Below are 14890 nucleotides of genomic sequence, written 5' to 3' on the forward strand. Positions count from 1 at the left end.
GGTCAGGGCCGTGTCCGCGCTGGCCCGCGTCGTCTGCTCGCTGACGATCGCGGCTTCGGCCGTCCCTAGGCGCGAGCCCTGCGCCGTCGTGATCGAAGTCAGGGCCGTGTCGGCGGTGGCCCGCGTCGTCTGCTCCGTGACGATCGCCGCCTCGGCCGTCCCCAGGCGCGAGCCCTGCGCCGTCGTGATCGAGGTCAGGGCCGTGTCGGCGGTGGCCCGCGTCGTTTGCTCGGTGACGATCGCCGCCTCGCCGTGCCCAGGCGCGAGCCCTGCGCCGTCGTGATCGAGGTCAGGCCGTGTCGGCGTTGGCGCGCGTAGTCTGCTCGATGACGATCGCCGCCTCGGCCGTCGTCACCCGCGCCGACATCACCGTCACGCTGGTGATCGTGTCGTCGGTGCGGATCTGCTCCTCGCGCACCACGACGCCCAACGGCACGCCGTCCAGATGGCTGAGCGCCTCCTGATAGAGGCGGTCATCAACCGAGGTCATTGTCTGGCGGATGATCGCCTCGGCCGACAGATCGGCCGCCGCGAAGATCTCGGCGATCCGCGCCCCGCGTCCGCTCCGCCAGGCTGGCCGTGCCCGGCCCGCCGATCGCCTCGACGATGTCGCGCAGTTCCCGGGAAGAAGCCCGCCGATCGGCCCCGCGCCGCTTGAAATGGCTTCGATGGCCACCCCAGCCTCTTCAACGCCGGCGCCAACAGCGCCGATCGCCTGTTCAAGGCCCCTTACTGACCGGCGCTCGATAATCGCTCCGCCCAGCCCCGGCGGCCGACTGGAGGCGGTGCGATAGGAGGCGATGGGCGCATCGCCGATCGCCTGCAGTTGTGGCGCATAGGGCACGCAAGTTAGCTCAGCCTTCAGGCCGGCCTTGGGCGAGATTCGATTGATGATCACGTCGAGCAATTCGACAGCATGTTCAAACACGCTGACCAAGTCGCCCGGCAGGGGCTGAGCGTTGATGTCAGGCGCGGGCGCGGCGAACCACACCACGTCGTCCTGGCCGGGGATTGGCTCGAGCGCGAGAGTGACGATGTCCGCGTCAGCCGAGGGTCGCCAGGCCAGGTCGTAGCTTCGCCCCGGCTCCATGATCACCCGCTCATCGAGCCTGAGCCCACGATGCGCGGCGTCCTCGACGTCGACCACCCGGCCCAGCACTCGGGCAGAAACCTGTCCGACCAGGGCGACATGGTGCGCCAGCAAGGCGCGGTCGCCCTCGCCGATCGTCAGATATTCGACGTCCTGCTCGAAGGTGAAGGTTTCCGGTCGCAGCAGCCGTTCGGCCAGGATGCGAGCGCCTTCCCATTCCACGGCGTCGGGATCGGTCTTGTCCCGAACGTCCAGGCTTTCATAGATCGTGGCGGTGTCGAGATCATAACCCGGCGCGAACACCGTGATGGTGTCGTCGTCATAATCCTTGTCCTGGTTCTGGAAGCGAACCCGAAGGCCATGGACCGTGGCTGGATAGGTCAGGTCGCCGGTGAACCCCTGCACGTTGCGCGGGGTGAACATCTGCCGCGGATAGGGCTTTTCCCAATCGACCACGACCGACAGGGCGCCGAAATCCAGGGTCGGCCGGGCGCGCCCGCAGGCGGCGACGCGCTGCATCAGCTCGCCCACCGCAAGTTCACTGGCCTCGACCAGGTCACAGGTCCAGTTCTCGACGTCGCAGGTTTCGCGCCAGGCGGCCAAAGCGACAAAGTCGCGCTCGTCGTCGTCGAGTTCGATGTCGGAAAACGGCGGATAGCTGGCCGCGAGAAAGAGGTCAGCGGGATTGCGCGAGGCGATCAGATCGCCCCGCCCTTCGGCAGTGACCTGGGCCACGATGGAGGTGGCGATGAAGTTGAAGTCGTCGGGCACACCGTTCAGCTGCTCGGTCGCCTTCATCTCGATCTCGATCCAGGGCTTTCCGGTCAGGTCGCGAACCGCCGCCTGGTCGCGGAAGGCGCGCAGGCAGACCCAGGTCAGCTCGTCGGAAATCTTGGGATTGTTGATCGTCTCGGCGCTAACTCGTCGGATATGGACATCATATTCACCCAGGGCGACCGGCCATTCGTGCCCTTCGCGCCAGGCGTCGAGCTTGTCGCGCGTGAAGGTCAGCAGCCCCCGACGGTGAAGGGGCAAGCTGTCGCGGCGGCCGGATCGCCGCCCTTGGGCCCATAGCGGAATTCGAAGGTGACGCTGCGATTCTTGGGATTGCCGCTGCTTTCCTTGGTTTCGAACAACCCGGCCATAAAGGCGATGTCGATCGACAGGGCGTCGGCGGCGATCGGCGCACTGCGGGTCACCCAACCCGCCGCGCTGGTCACGGGGAGACCAAGGCTGTCTTCAACCGGCGTGCGATCAAAAAACAGCGGCGCGATGTCTTCATCGGGCCGGGTGCGCCAGCGCAGCGTGACCTCGTCGAAGCTGTCCAGGCTGGTCTGGCCCAGGCGCGGCTCGGCATGATCCACCCAGCCGATCCCGGCCTGGAACATCATGCGCAGATAGACGGTGTTATCGACCGTCAGGGTGTACCAGTTGGCGCAACGGCGCGGAAAGATGCGTCGGCGACCCAGCACGATCGGCCAGGCCTCGTGCGGCGCGGCGGCGTTGGAGCCGCCATTGAGCGAGTAGCGCTCCTGACGGGCGGTCATCTCAGGCTGCTTGATCGGCGCGATGGCGTTGATCAGCAACATGCCGCCGACATTGATTGCGGCCGCCGCGATGGCGCCGCCCACGCCGCCGATCGCGCCGCCGACAAAGGCCGACAATGCGATCACCGCAACCTGTAGCAGGGTGCGAACGGCATTGGACTTGGCCATCGGCGCGACGTCGATGAACACCGTGACGCCGGCCTTGGGCCGAATGCGCGACCACAGGGCGCGATCGATCCGAGCCGCGCCCAGCGTCACCCGCACCCACGGCCGCAGCGCCGGGTCAAGCGCGCCGAGGCTTTCCAACCGCTCAACCATCTGCAGCAGCGTCATGCCATCGGGCAAGGTGTGCAGGCTGACCTCTTCCTCACGCGCGAACGGACGCGGGGTCAGAACCAGGCCGGAGTGGACCGGGCGGGCCAGGGCGTCAGTTGTCATAGACATAGGCCCCCCTCACACGCGCGCCCCAGCGGCCCTCTCCGACCTCGGCCTGGTCAAGGTCGGAGACACGAACGCCGCAGCCCTTCTGGGTATGGATGAAACGACGACCGCCCAGAGACAGGGCGACATGGGTCGGCAGGCCGCCGACCTCGAACAGCAGCAGGGAGAAGATCGGATAATCGCCCTGGACTTCACGCCAGCGCGCCGCTTCGGCCCGGACCAGGGCGGCCATCTGGTCGCCGGCCCTGCGGTCTGTCGTGGCGTAGAGATCAGCCGGTTCGGGCACGACGATTCCGCACTGGTGCTCAAGGATCAGCAGGGCCAGACCCCGGCAATCGCAGCCCCGGAAGGACCGGCCCCGCTCGAGGAAAGGAATGGGCAGATAGCGCGTCACCCATAGCGACCAGGGCTCCGCTCCGGAGCGGGCGAAGCGAACCGGGTTCGTCTGCATGGAGCCTATCCGGCGCGAAGCTGGCGATAGAGGTCGGGCGTGGCGCGATAGCCGGCCCGACGATCCATGAAGCTGGGCATGCGCAAGGTCCCCTGAATCAGGGTCTCGGTGTAGGTGATGTTGGTCAGACGAAGCCGGGTGGTCTTCATCTCGATGATGTCGGGGGCCGAAACCCTGACCGCCTCGAACCGAACCCGGGCCTGGCTGGGCAGGCCGCGCAGCGCGGCCAGGACCAGGGGTTCATCGGTGCCGTCGCGGGCGACGATATTGTTGATCCGGAACTGTCCGCCCTCGAACGGGCTGTCTGGATCACGGGCCGGCCAGGACAGCTCGAATGGATAGGCAATGAAGGTGCGGCCCAGGCTGACCAGGCTGTAGCCTTCCTCGGCCAGATTGACGACGCGGATCGGATCATTCCAGTCAGGGTGTTCGATCGTGGCAAGCTCGACGGTAATCTCGGCGGACCCGTCGCCCTTGACGGCCGCTTGCAGCGCCGCCGACATCAGGCCCGGACCTCAAGCGTAACCCCGACCTTCCAGTCAGGTTTATAGGCTTCGTAGGCGGGCGGTTGATCGGCCACGAAGCGCGCCAGCCTGACGGCCTGTTTGACCGGGTGCCACCATTCGAACCAGACGGCGCCGCCGGCCGCATCCTCGAACCAGAAGGCTTCCAACCAGTCGCGCTCGGCGCTGGTCATCACATAGACCAGTTGAACCATGAATGGCCTGGCCGTGGTGGTGCGGCTTTGCTTCTTGGGACCGCTGTCGACCTCGGAGGCTTTGCCCAGGACGGGAAAGGTGCTGCGGAAGCCGTCGGTGATCGGCTTTCCGGTTGCCTGGGGCCAGGACGGCACGGGCATGATCAGCCTCCGGTCAGGCGGCGACGCACGCCGTAGTTGGCCGAGAAGGCGCCGTCATAGCGCCCCTCGAACAGGTTGCGACTGCCGCGTTCGACGCGGCGATCGACCAGCTCGACAATGTCGATGTCCAGAGCGCGGCCGCCCTGGCCGTCGTCGCGCTCGACCGCCGACGCCTGGACAGGGGTGGGGGTGCGGTTGTTCAGATTGACCGCGATCGGCCCGGCTCCACCCGCCCCATAGGCCGACTGGCCACGCAAGCGCAGATCGGTCATTTCGCGGGCGGCGCGCGCGGCATCGGTCATGAAGCCGTCGCTGGAAAAGCGCGCGAACCGCTCCTCGCCATATTCGTCGATCTGACGCAGATCACCGCGGTAGACCGGGCCGCCGGTGGCGCGCGGCGCCGACAGGGGCGAGGACCAGTTGGACCAGGATTGCTGCAGGGTCGGTGTGGTCGCCCCCTGTCCGGGCGAACCAAACACCTTGCCCACGACCTGGCCCAACAGATCAGCGGCCCAGCCGCCGCTACCAGCCGATCCGCTCCCGCCGAACACCGCCCGGGTCAATTGGTCGGCCAGGGCCGAGGCCGCCGCTGCCCGCAGCCGGCTTTCGAAGACCTCGAAGAAGTCGCCGCCCTCAATGGCCGCCAGGACGCCGTCGTGAAAGGCGTCGCCGGCCCCGTCCTTCAGCCAGCCGAAATCAAAGTCCGCCCGCGAAGGCGGGGTGATCTCGACCTTGGGCGGCCCGGCGGCCACGAAGCCCTCGGGATTGGACCTGGCATGGGCCTCGGCCTTGGCCTCGGCGACGATGCGTTCCTGCACCAGGGCCTTGGCCTCGAGCAGGTCAACGCCCGCCTTCACCAGGGCGTTGATGTCGTCGTAATAGGCCTTGATGCGGTCGAGATAGTCGATCGTCGAGGCGTCGCCTCGGGCCTGGGCCACGGCGCGCGCGGTGGCGTCGGCATAGTCCAGGGCGGCGCCGGCCGCTGAGCGGGTGGCCAGTTCAAGCTTCTCGGCCTCGCGCCGGGCGCGCTCGAGCTCGGCGCGGGCCGAGGCGGCGCCGGAGCTGGAGCCACCGCTCGAGGATGAGGGCAGGTCTAGTTGCAGGCCGCCGACCGGGCGCTTCTGGTCCTCGGTCACCCGCTTGGCGCGCCTTGCATCGATCTCGCGGGTCAGCCCATCCCATTCGGCCGTCAGGCGGGCCATTTCCACCTGCAGAGGGCGGGTCAGGTCGCCGGCGCGGTCGCGCATACCCCCCTGCTGGATCTTCGTCATGCGCGCATAGGCGGCGTCCCGACGATCGGTCAGCGCCTGGAGCCCACGCTCCTCGACCTTCTTGAAGCCCTCGAAGAAATTATTGGTCTCGCGCGCCAGGTCGCCAATCGTGCGCATGACGCCCAGCAGGGTGGGCACCAGATCAACGAAGGCCTGCTTGAACTGGACATTGATGATCTGGGACGAGGCTTCAAACCTGTCATTGGCGTCGCCAAGGCGGGCCACGACATCGCGGTCCATCACATAGCCCAGCCCATGGGCCGCCGACCGGTAGCTATCCAGGGCGTCAACGCCCTGACGGATCAAGGGCAGCATGGGGGTCAGGCCCAGCTTGTCGGCGATCGCCGCTTGCTCGGCGGCATTGGAGACCGCCGAGATCCTGTCGATCGTGGCCCGCAAGGCGTCATCGAAGGTATCGAAGCTCTTGAGCTGCTCGCGGGTGAAGCCCAGCGCCGTAAAGGCCTTCATCGCCTTGGGGCTCAGGCCCGACTGGGCTGCGCCGAGGGTCACGGTAAAGGCCTTCAGCGCGGTGTCTGCGTCCTCGGCGGCTCCCCCGGTCTGCGATACGGCATAGCGATATTCCTGAAGCGTGTCGGTGGACGTCCCCGCATTGGCCGCAGCATCAGCGATGGCGTCGCCGAACGTCAGGGCCGCCTTGGTCCCAGTGATCAGGGTCGAGGCGGCGACCGCAACGACCGCGGCCCCGGCCGCGAACGCCGTACCGAGACCGCCAAAGGCCGAGGCGACATTGCCGATGGCCCCTGTCGAGTTGGACAGGTCGCTCACCTTGTCCTTCAGGGCGCCGACCCCGCGCGACACCGCCACCAGGTGAGGCGGCAGGCTGGCGGCCTCCTTCTTCATCTCGCGAAATGAGCGGGCGCCCTTGGCGCCGAAATCCTCGACGCCCTTGGTGGCGGCCTGGCCGCCGACCAGGCCCAGGCGAACAGCGACATCGACGCTCATGACGGGGGATCATCCTCTGATGAACGACGCGCCGAGACGGCCTTGCGCGCCCCGGCCTCGAGCACGGTCAGCAAGGGCCGCACAAGGCTCCAGGCGACATGGGCGGGGTCATGGATCGCAGCGCAGGCCGGCCAGTCCAGGCGAGGGCTCTGGTCGGTAAAACGGGGATGGTCGCGGCCGTGCCACGCCCCGCCATGAGCGGCGATCGACCAGGCCTCAAGCTCGGCCGGATGCAGCGGCCGGTTCACCCGGCGTTCGCACGCCGTCTGGCTGACGCGGCACGGATATCCCAGCGCCGCGCAGCCGTCACAGTGGGCGCCCCCTCCGGAAAAGAGGTATCGGGCGAGAGCGCCTACTCTTTTTTTGCGCGGACCAGCCCCTCGCCGGCTGCGTTGGCGGCCTGGCTGAACAGGGCCAGATTGCCGTCACGGCGAAACAGCTGACAAAACACTTCTCGCGAAGGCTCGACGCTGGCGGTGGCGGAACGAACTGCGGAGACCACGCGAACGGCCAGCTCCGAATAGATCATATGGGCGGCGGCCGTTTCCCAGGACTCCTGGTCTTCGATCAGATCCTTCAGGTCGGCCGGCGACCAGCCATAGAGCCTTGTCGCCTGTCGCAGGGTATCCTGAGCTTCGACCAACCTGGCCACGCGGGCCCGCACGATGCTCCAGTCGCGGCTTTCCGGCGGCCGCATGGTGAGGACCACGCCTTCGTTGAGCGGCACATCACGCGGCCCTGAGTCGAGCTCCAGGCCCAGGTCCGCCAGGGGATTGGCCGCCATCAGTAGGCCGCCACGCCATTGGCCAGGGTGATCACCGCCGCGGAGGCTTCCGAGGTCTGGCCCGCCTCGACCGAGAAGTCGGCCGACATCTGGCCGCCGCTGCTGACCTCGTTCTGGGGCTGGTTGAACTGGGCGTTGGGCAGCTCGATACGCAGGTAGCGGTTTTCGGGATCGTCCGGCGCGGTCGCCTCGAGGGTGATCTTGCCGCTCGCGCCGGCGCGGCCGAGGTCGCGGAACGCCTTGCCGCGCCCATAGAGCTTGAAGCTGGCCGTGGCGTCGGCCTCGCCGAAGTGATGGAAGGTGGGCCATTCATCGCCCGACATGCCCTGGACCATCTCGACACCCCGATTGAGGTTGATGTCGATGTTGAGGGCGTCGCCGACCACGCCTTCGTCGAACAGGACACGCCAGCGCCAGTCGCTGAAATCATCGGCGGCGGCGGCGGCCGACACGGCGCCGGCCGGCCAGGCGTCGTCGACAGCGTCGCCCAATCCCATCAGGGTCATGTTGAAGCGGGCGACGTTCTCGGTCTTGGCGGCCGAGATCTGCAACTCTGCCAAGGCGACACCGCGATCGATGGTGAAATCGTCCTCGGCATATTTGTGCGCCAGGCTGAGCAGCTGCGCGGGCCCCTCGCCGCCGGTGTCGAAGACATGGACGAAATCTCCATCGGCGCCGGTCGCCGGGGCCCGACGAAACCCCGCCGACAGCCAGTAGCCGGCCTCGGTGAGATTGATCGGCGTGGTGCGACGCAGGGAGCCGCCGGGCAAGCCCCGGCGGCGCTCGCCGCTGTCGCGGCTATTGGCCTCGGCCAGGCCCAGCTGGTTGTCGCGAACCAGGCCGCGCTGCAGGCCGGCGGTCAGGCTGTAGAAGCGCACGGGCTTCCATCCCGCACTGGGGATCACGCCCCCGTGGTTTCAAAGGCCAGGCGGGTCTGGACGGCGCGGCCGCGCGTTGAGGCGGGAAAGGTGGTGGCGACCATGAAAGGTTCCTCTGGATAGCTGGGCGGGACCTCGGACGAGGCAGAAGGGCGTTCGCGCTAGCCGATGACCGATCGGCCGCGCAGCTGGACGCGCACCGGGATCAGAGCCGACAGCGTCGCAGGGCTGAAAGGCAGGCTGTTGGGTTCGCGAACCGGCGGACCAAGGGTCAGGCCCCGGGCCGCTCCGCCCAGGGTGCGGTCGCCGCGCAGGGCTGCGTCGATCGCCAATAGGCCGGCCTGGAAGGCGGCCTTGCGGGCGGCGTCATTGTCGCGCTGAACCAGCCATTCCAGATGGTAGGTCTGGATATATTCGACCTCGTAGCCATCATCGTCTTCGCCCAGGCCCAGCACCTCACCCAGGATCTGGATGGGGATCGGCGCGATCAGCACATTGAGCCAGCGGCGAGTATCGCCGCCTTCCAGCACCGTCGGCAGGACCGCGCCAAGCTGGACGGTGATCGACGCAAATTCGGCCGCGGCGGCCAGCACCCCATGCAGGGCGCCGTGAGCCCGATCGACGGCCGTCAGATCGGCGAGACTGGAAACATCGAACATGATCAATCCGGCAAGATGGACGAGAGATTGGCAGAGAAGCCCGCGCCCAAGCCGTCGAGCACGGCGTGGCTTGCTCGCCCCCGGGTCGAGGTGTTGTCGATGGCGGCGATGCGGGTGCGCAGCGAGGCTTCGACCTGGGCTCCGAAGGTCTGGGAAATGTCGCGGGCGATCTGCGGCCAGTTCAGCCGGCGGGCCAACACGACCTGCGGCACCAGCCAGAAAACCGGGATCCCGGTCTTGATGTTTTTTGCCGCATAGGCGGGTGAATAGGTCTTGGTGTCGTCGGTCCGGTTAAAGCGACCCGACCGCGTAACCCTGACCCGCTTGGTGACCAGCATGCCCAGGCCCGGGCGAATGGGCACGAAGACCAGTTCACCCAGCCGCCGGCGCGCCGCGTCGACCGAGGTCTCGCCGCGCAGGACGCGGATGCGGTCCATAGGCCCGCCGGGAATCGGCACGGCCATCATGCCGCCGTCTCGGCTGGTGATCACGGCCCCTCGGGTGAAGGCGTCGATGATGCGAGCGGCCGTCGAACGGATGAAGGCGGCGGGGCTGTAGGCAAGGCCGCGTGTGGGATGCAGGTCGAGCCGCCAGGTTTTGGGTAATCGCTCTCCCAGGCCGGCCTCGCGGACGTCGTCGCGCAACCGCTCCAGGCCAATGCGTCCGGTGTCCTCAACGCCGTCACGCAGGCCTTGTAGCATCGCGGTCTTCAGATCGTCGGCCCAGGCCTCAAGATCGCCGGAAAAGGCCAGGGCCAGGGTCAGATCGTCGCTCACGGGACCGGGTCGAGCGGATCAACCGCCTTGAGGGGCGCGACCATGAACCGGCCGCCGGGACGGATCCGAAACGGCGCGGCGATCCTGCGTACGACCGACAGGCCCGCCGGATCCTTGAACCGCACCCAGGCCTGAGGTTCGGGACGGGGCCAGGCGAGAACGGCCGGGGCCCAGTCCAGGGGATCAAGATGCAGGACTTCGGTCTCGATCTCGAACCCGGCGACAAAGCCCTCGACCCGCTGTTCCTCCCCGCCCCGGATCACATCGCCGCGCACCGTCCTCCAGGCGACGCCGGTCGCGCAAATCTCGAGACTGGACCAGATATGGTCGCGAACCGCGTTCGCGATGCGGGCGATGTGATCGGAACGCATGGCCTAGAGGCTGACGATCCTCGTGCCGGGCCTTTTCGACCTCGGCGACGGTGGCGGGCCCGTAGCTTGCCCTGGGCGACCAGCCGCCGGGCCTTGCGATCAGCGGCGGTGACGATACGCCCCCGGGCCAGAGTGCCGCCAACCCCATCGTCCAGCCGCGACGTGCGCAGCACATAGTGCGCCTCAGCCAAGCGCGGCGCAGTCGCCGCCGGTCGGGCCGCCGTGGGCAGGTCTGCGGTGGCCAGCAGGCGATCAAGGTCGGCGCAGCGGGCGGCAAGGGCTGCGCGTTCGGCGCGTTCGCGGTCCAGTTCAAGCCGCAGGCCCGCCGCCTGCTCGGCGGCGTTGTCGCGGGCCGCCTCGGCGGCGGACAGCAGATCCTGCAGTTCGGTGATCGCCTTGACGCCGGCGGCCAGGGCCTCATCGCGTTCCAGCGTCATGGACTGCAGGGCGAGCGCCAGGTCCTCGGACGCGCGGTCGGCGATCGCGGCCCGATCGGCAGGCTGACCGTCCGGGTTGCCCGGCGGGTCGCCGGAGGCCGGCTTCGCCCCGAACCCGAGCCAGTCTCGGCAGCCAGCACCAGGGCGGACGCAGCCGCCATCATATGAAGCGAGCGCACCATGTGCCGCCCTCCTGTTGTGGGATTGAAATGAAGAGGTCGCCGCCGGCGCCTTGGGTCCGGGCGGCGATTGAACGGCGTTTGCGACGCCCTAGGCGGCGTCGATGTCGCCTTTGAACAGCACCTCGGGACGGGTGCAGATGTTCAGCGGGTTGGACTGAGCTTCCAGGTCGATGCTCTTCTCGCCGGTCCTGTCGAGCGCGGCGAGGGTGTAGCGCGGCAGGCCGGTGCGATTGACGGCGCTGAAATAGGGCGCCGGGGCGAACACCGTCTGGAACAGGTTGGGCACACCCAGCGGGATGAACCGGCATTCCTCGGCCGGGATCTCGACGTCGCCATAGCCGGGATACTGCTCGAAGGTCGCGCCGCCATAGGTGAAGATATCCAGGGCGTCGCTGTTGCGCAGGTCGTTGGCCGCCTGCTGCTGTGCAGATAGGTTTCGCGGCATTCGGGGTGGTTGGACAGCTTGGAAAAGAAGTCCTCACCGCAGCACAGCACGGCCGCGAATGCCTGCGCCGTTCTTGAGGGCCGGCGGCGGATATCGTTCTTGACCCCGCCGATCAGGCCGCGAATGCGACCGCCGTCGGCCTCGGCCCAGGCGGCGTCGAGATCGAAGTGGATGGTGTCGGGCTCGGTGATGCCGAATTCGTCGAAATAGTCATAGATGGTCGAGCCATCGGCATCGAGCACCAGGCCCTGGACGGCGCCCAGGCGGTGATATTCCAGGGTGTTGTCCAGAGACAGGGCCATGTTGCCGAGCTTTTCGTCGCGGACGCCCTGCACGCCCTCCAAATCGCTTTCCGAGCCGAAGGTGCGCACGTCCTGGATCTCGTCGGCCAGGATCTGGTCGGTGACCGGGATGTGGGGGATGCGAAACTCGATCCCGGTGCGCTTGTTGGTGTGCATCGGCGTACCGGGATCGCCGCGCGGAGCGGTGGGGACCAGGGACAGGGTCGAACCCTTTTTCTCGATGAAGACGGACGTGGTGCGCACGCCCTTCTCCTGAAAGATGCCCAGCTCGGCGAAGCGCTGAGGCGGGGTTTCGCTTTCGTTGATCGCCGCCGTCAGCTCGGTCATCTGGAAGAGGCTGCTGCGGAACACGTTGACCAAGGACATGGCCAGAACTCCTTTTCAAAGGTTGGGGATTGGCCGGCGTGGTCCCGCCTGAGCCGTGGATGGACGGCCGCGCTAGCGGACGATGACGCCCAGGGCGCGCAACTGGGCGACAGCGGCGGCCTTCTGGTTGGTGTTGTGGCCGTTCCAGGCCAGCAGGTCGGCGTTGACCTGGCAGTCGCGAACATGGGCGACCGCCTTGGCGGTTTGGCCCACGCCCGTGGTCACGGCGTCGAACAGGACGGCGGCGGCGATCTGGGTGCCGTCGGTGGCGGCCGGATTATGGGCCTTGAACTGGTCCTGGGCGGCGGCGTCGGCGGCGGTCACCGTGATGACAAAGCCATCGCCGGCCACGAAATCGGCGGCGCCGTCGGCGAGGGTGAAATTGACCTTGCCGTCATAGGCCGTGCCGACCTTGCCGTGCCCATCGATGACGCCGTCGGGCCGTTCGACGACGAAGTCGCCGAGGTTGGCGGCGGGCTCGATGAAGATCAGCCTGTACTCGCCCTCGGCCGCGCCGGCGTCGACGGTGATCGCGCCCATGACCCCATTGCCGGTATTGCCGGCATTGGCCGCGGCGGCGGCGCTGAGGGCGCCGGTGAGCACCTGGCCCAGGACCGCCCCGGCCAGCAGGGTCTGGCTGGCGGCGATGATCAGGGTGTCGCGGCTGCGACCGCGCTCGGCTTCGGAAATGACGTGTTCGCCGGCATAGCGGCGCTCGCTCATGAGGGTCATGAGGCGGTCTCCTTGGAAGGCCGGAAGAGCCGGCGTGGATGAGGGGAAAAGGCGGCGGACGATCCCGGCCCGCGACGGGAGCGGGGCTTAGGCGGCCCGCTTGGCGCTCTTGGCCCGGCGGGCATAGATCGTGTCGGGGCTCAGACGGGCCTTGAGGCCCGCCTCGACCTGTCCACCGCCGGACGTCAGGTTGGGATCGCGTCCCTGCATGCGGTCGGCCAGGCTGGTCTCCTTGCCGGCGGCCGACAGCAGACCCTGGGCGGTCTTGACCGACATGCCCGGCGTGAAGGCCAGCTTCTTGGCCAGCTTTTCGCGACCCTTGGCCTCGGGCAGATCGAGGACGGCCTTGGCGGTGGCGGCGCTGACCTTGTCGGCCTCGGGCTCGGCGTCTTCGGCTTCGCCCTCGCCCTCACCTTCGGCCTGCGGAGCGTCTTCCGCATCATCCTCGGCGTCGTCTTCACCTTCGCCCTCGGCTTCCGGGGCGTCTTCGGGCAGTTCGGCCATGGCCTTGCGGATCTGGTCCCTGTTGAGGCCCGCCTTTTTCAGGCCGGCCAACACCTGGCTACGCTTCATATCGATCTCCTTGCGGCTGGATTGGGCGCCGGGCACGTTCTGGCCAGACGTCGGGGAAAGGGCGGGCGACGCGCGCCCAGCGACTTGGGCGCTGAGGGCGTCAAAGGCCTGGCGCTCGGTCATGACGGCGTCGATCAGGCCGATGCCCAGGGCGGAAATCGCCGGATTGTCGCTGTCGCCGAAATAGCAGCCGGCCTGGGTGGCGATGACGGTTTCGGCCGACAGGCTGGGTCGGCCGGCGATGACGTCGGCGACAAACCAGCGGCCGCATTGCTGAACATCGGCCGTGAAATCGGCGATGGCGGTTTCAGACAGAGGCTCGTCGAAGGCGCCATCGGTCTTCTTGGCCCCGAAGGTGAACTTGGTGACCTTCACGCCATCGGCCTTGAGGCCCTCGCTGATGTCGCAATGGGAGATCACAGCGCCGATCGAGCCGACGCCGCCCTCGCGCGGCGCGACGACCTGGTCGAACTGGGCGGCGATCCAGTAGGCGGCGCTGTATGCGGCGGCGCAGTAGGCCCAGATCGGCTTGCCGCCGGCCGAGGCCCGCATGCCACGCAGGAAGGCGGCCAGTTGCGGCAGGCCCGGCGCGGCGATTCCGCCATTGGACTTGATCCTGGCCATCACGCCCAGGACCCGGGCGTCGGCGGCCATTTCCTCGAAGGCCAGCAGCAGGGTGTCATAGCCGTGGTACCAGCAATCGCCCCAGCCAAAGCCCTCTTCCATCAGGGGGCCGCTGATCTCGATGACGCCGACGCCGCCCTTGAGCACCCAGCCAAGGCCGACCGCGTCGGGCTCGCCCATCCAGACCGGGGCATAGGCCATGGGGGAGCTGACGGGCTCGGCCGCCTGGTCCTTGGCGGCGAACAGGCGCCGCGCGCCGCCGATGAAAGCCGCCAGACCCGAACGGCGTTCGCCAGTGACGGCGACACCCAGCATCTGGGCATAGGGCAGGACCGAGGCGTCGCGCATCAGCAAGGGCCGGCCGGAAAGCTCGGCCGCCAGAAGGGCGGGATTGCGCATGTGAGAGTTCCTAGGCGACCGGCTTTTCGCCGTCTGAGGTGCCGCTCTGGGCCAGCATCGCGGCCAGGGCGGGCGGGGTGAGGCCGGCGTCGGTCCACTGCTTTTTCTGAGACTTGAGCGCGGCGAGGTTGAGATCGAAGTCGATCCCTTGTTCGGCGGATTCGTCTTCCCAGTTGGACAAGCCGGACTCGATGCGCATCAGGGCGCCGGTCGGCTCCTTGACGGGATCGACCCAACCCCGCGCCGGGCCCAGCCAGCGGCCGCGCAGATAGGCGGCTGGCGCCTCAAAGAGGCCGGGGCCGTTGGACGGCAGCGTAACCAGTCCCTGGTCGATGGCGTCTTCGGTGACGGCCAGAAGCCAGGGCCAGGCCACCATCATGGCCACCATCGAGCGCGATTTCATGATGCCGCGCCAGACCTCGATCAGGGCGGCCCGGGCCGAGGAATAGTTCACCTTGGACCAGTCCATGGCGATCTGTTCGTAGGCGATGCCCAGGCTGCTGGCGATCGCGCATCGAGCGAGCGCAGGAAGACGGTGAAGAAGCTTTCGAAGGCCGCGGTTGTCACGCGGCGAGGTGGGACTTCAGTTCGTCGCCCGGGAAACATGTGCTGGATCCGGGCGCCCGACAAGCGAGGGTCCAGGGTGTTGTAATAGTCGCTGCGCAGCTCCTGATAGCTGGCGGTCCGCGGTCTGCATCATGTGGTCCTGAGCGACAGCGGGATCGAAGCTGGACGTGATC

General features: G+C 67.8%; 17 protein-coding genes and 1 pseudogene. 2 read left to right on the forward strand and 16 right to left on the reverse strand.

Going from position 1 to position 14890, the window contains the following annotated elements; all coding sequences use genetic code 11:
- The coding region (locus CSW58_RS10025; protein WP_236627762.1) for a hypothetical protein at positions 1-283 on the forward strand (283 nt) is incomplete at its 5' end.
- A gap of 6 nt (positions 284-289) precedes the next feature.
- Here CSW58_RS10025 and CSW58_RS10030 read toward each other — a convergent pair.
- From CSW58_RS10030 to CSW58_RS10085, 12 genes are all read right to left on the reverse strand, one after another.
- Complete coding sequence (locus tag CSW58_RS10030; RefSeq protein WP_099447187.1) at positions 290-2125, reverse strand: hypothetical protein; 1836 nt, start codon at positions 2123-2125, stop codon at positions 290-292.
- Complete coding sequence (locus CSW58_RS10035) at positions 2098-3075, reverse strand: hypothetical protein (RefSeq protein WP_099447188.1); 978 nt, start codon at positions 3073-3075, stop codon at positions 2098-2100. The genes CSW58_RS10030 and CSW58_RS10035 overlap by 28 nt, the downstream gene beginning before the upstream one ends.
- Positions 3065-3529 (reverse strand): NlpC/P60 family protein, encoded by a 465-nt coding sequence (locus CSW58_RS10040; protein ID WP_099447189.1) that lies wholly within the window; start codon positions 3527-3529, stop codon positions 3065-3067. The genes CSW58_RS10035 and CSW58_RS10040 overlap by 11 nt, the downstream gene beginning before the upstream one ends.
- A 5-nt stretch (positions 3530-3534) precedes the next feature.
- The gene (locus tag CSW58_RS10045; RefSeq protein ID WP_099447190.1) at positions 3535-4032 is read right to left on the reverse strand and encodes a DUF1833 family protein; all 498 of its coding nucleotides are present in this window, start codon (positions 4030-4032) and stop codon (positions 3535-3537) included.
- A complete protein-coding gene (locus CSW58_RS10050; RefSeq protein WP_099447191.1) occupies positions 4032-4388 on the reverse strand; it encodes a hypothetical protein in 357 nt (118 codons plus the stop codon). Before CSW58_RS10050 ends, CSW58_RS10045 begins: the two co-directional genes overlap by 1 nt.
- A gap of 2 nt (positions 4389-4390) precedes the next feature.
- A complete protein-coding gene (locus tag CSW58_RS10055; RefSeq protein ID WP_099447192.1) occupies positions 4391-6622 on the reverse strand; it encodes a hypothetical protein in 2232 nt (743 codons plus the stop codon).
- Positions 6619-6870, reverse strand: a complete 252-nt coding sequence (locus tag CSW58_RS10060; RefSeq protein ID WP_099447193.1) for a hypothetical protein — start codon at positions 6868-6870, stop codon at positions 6619-6621. Before CSW58_RS10060 ends, CSW58_RS10055 begins: the two co-directional genes overlap by 4 nt.
- Positions 6871-6974: 104 nt before the next feature.
- Complete coding sequence (locus tag CSW58_RS10065) at positions 6975-7406, reverse strand: hypothetical protein (protein ID WP_099447194.1); 432 nt, start codon at positions 7404-7406, stop codon at positions 6975-6977.
- Positions 7406-8284: a phage tail tube protein gene (locus CSW58_RS10070; protein WP_099447195.1), complete on the reverse strand. Its 879-nt coding sequence runs from the start codon at positions 8282-8284 to the stop codon at positions 7406-7408. Before CSW58_RS10070 ends, CSW58_RS10065 begins: the two co-directional genes overlap by 1 nt.
- Before the next feature lie 161 nt (positions 8285-8445).
- Positions 8446-8943 carry a hypothetical protein gene (locus CSW58_RS10075; RefSeq protein WP_099447196.1) on the reverse strand — a complete coding sequence of 166 codons (498 nt, stop codon included), beginning with the start codon at positions 8941-8943 and terminating at the stop codon, positions 8446-8448.
- 2 nt (positions 8944-8945) lie between these two features.
- A complete protein-coding gene (locus tag CSW58_RS10080) occupies positions 8946-9719 on the reverse strand; it encodes a DUF6441 family protein (protein ID WP_099447197.1) in 774 nt (257 codons plus the stop codon).
- Complete coding sequence (locus CSW58_RS10085) at positions 9716-10090, reverse strand: hypothetical protein (protein ID WP_099447198.1); 375 nt, start codon at positions 10088-10090, stop codon at positions 9716-9718. The genes CSW58_RS10080 and CSW58_RS10085 overlap by 4 nt, the downstream gene beginning before the upstream one ends.
- A 176-nt stretch (positions 10091-10266) precedes the next feature.
- Here CSW58_RS10085 and CSW58_RS10090 point away from each other — a divergent pair, with 176 nt between their 5' ends.
- Positions 10267-10695, forward strand: a complete 429-nt coding sequence (locus CSW58_RS10090; RefSeq protein WP_099447199.1) for a hypothetical protein — start codon at positions 10267-10269, stop codon at positions 10693-10695.
- Positions 10696-10797: 102 nt separating this feature from the next.
- Here CSW58_RS10090 and CSW58_RS10100 read toward each other — a convergent pair.
- The 4 genes and pseudogenes from CSW58_RS10100 to CSW58_RS10115 form a co-directional block, all read right to left on the reverse strand.
- Positions 10798-11822: pseudogene (locus tag CSW58_RS10100) on the reverse strand (major capsid protein).
- Between the two features lie 72 nt (positions 11823-11894).
- Positions 11895-12554: a head decoration protein gene (locus CSW58_RS10105; protein WP_099447201.1), complete on the reverse strand. Its 660-nt coding sequence runs from the start codon at positions 12552-12554 to the stop codon at positions 11895-11897.
- Between the two features lie 87 nt (positions 12555-12641).
- A complete protein-coding gene (locus tag CSW58_RS10110) occupies positions 12642-14150 on the reverse strand; it encodes a S49 family peptidase (protein WP_099447202.1) in 1509 nt (502 codons plus the stop codon).
- Positions 14151-14160: 10 nt separating this feature from the next.
- Complete coding sequence (locus CSW58_RS10115) at positions 14161-14658, reverse strand: phage portal protein (protein WP_255406575.1); 498 nt, start codon at positions 14656-14658, stop codon at positions 14161-14163.
- Between the last annotated feature and the right edge of the window lie 232 nt (positions 14659-14890).

Origin of the sequence: Caulobacter sp. B11 (assembly GCF_002737765.1) — a bacterium.
GTDB lineage: Bacteria > Pseudomonadota > Alphaproteobacteria > Caulobacterales > Caulobacteraceae > Caulobacter.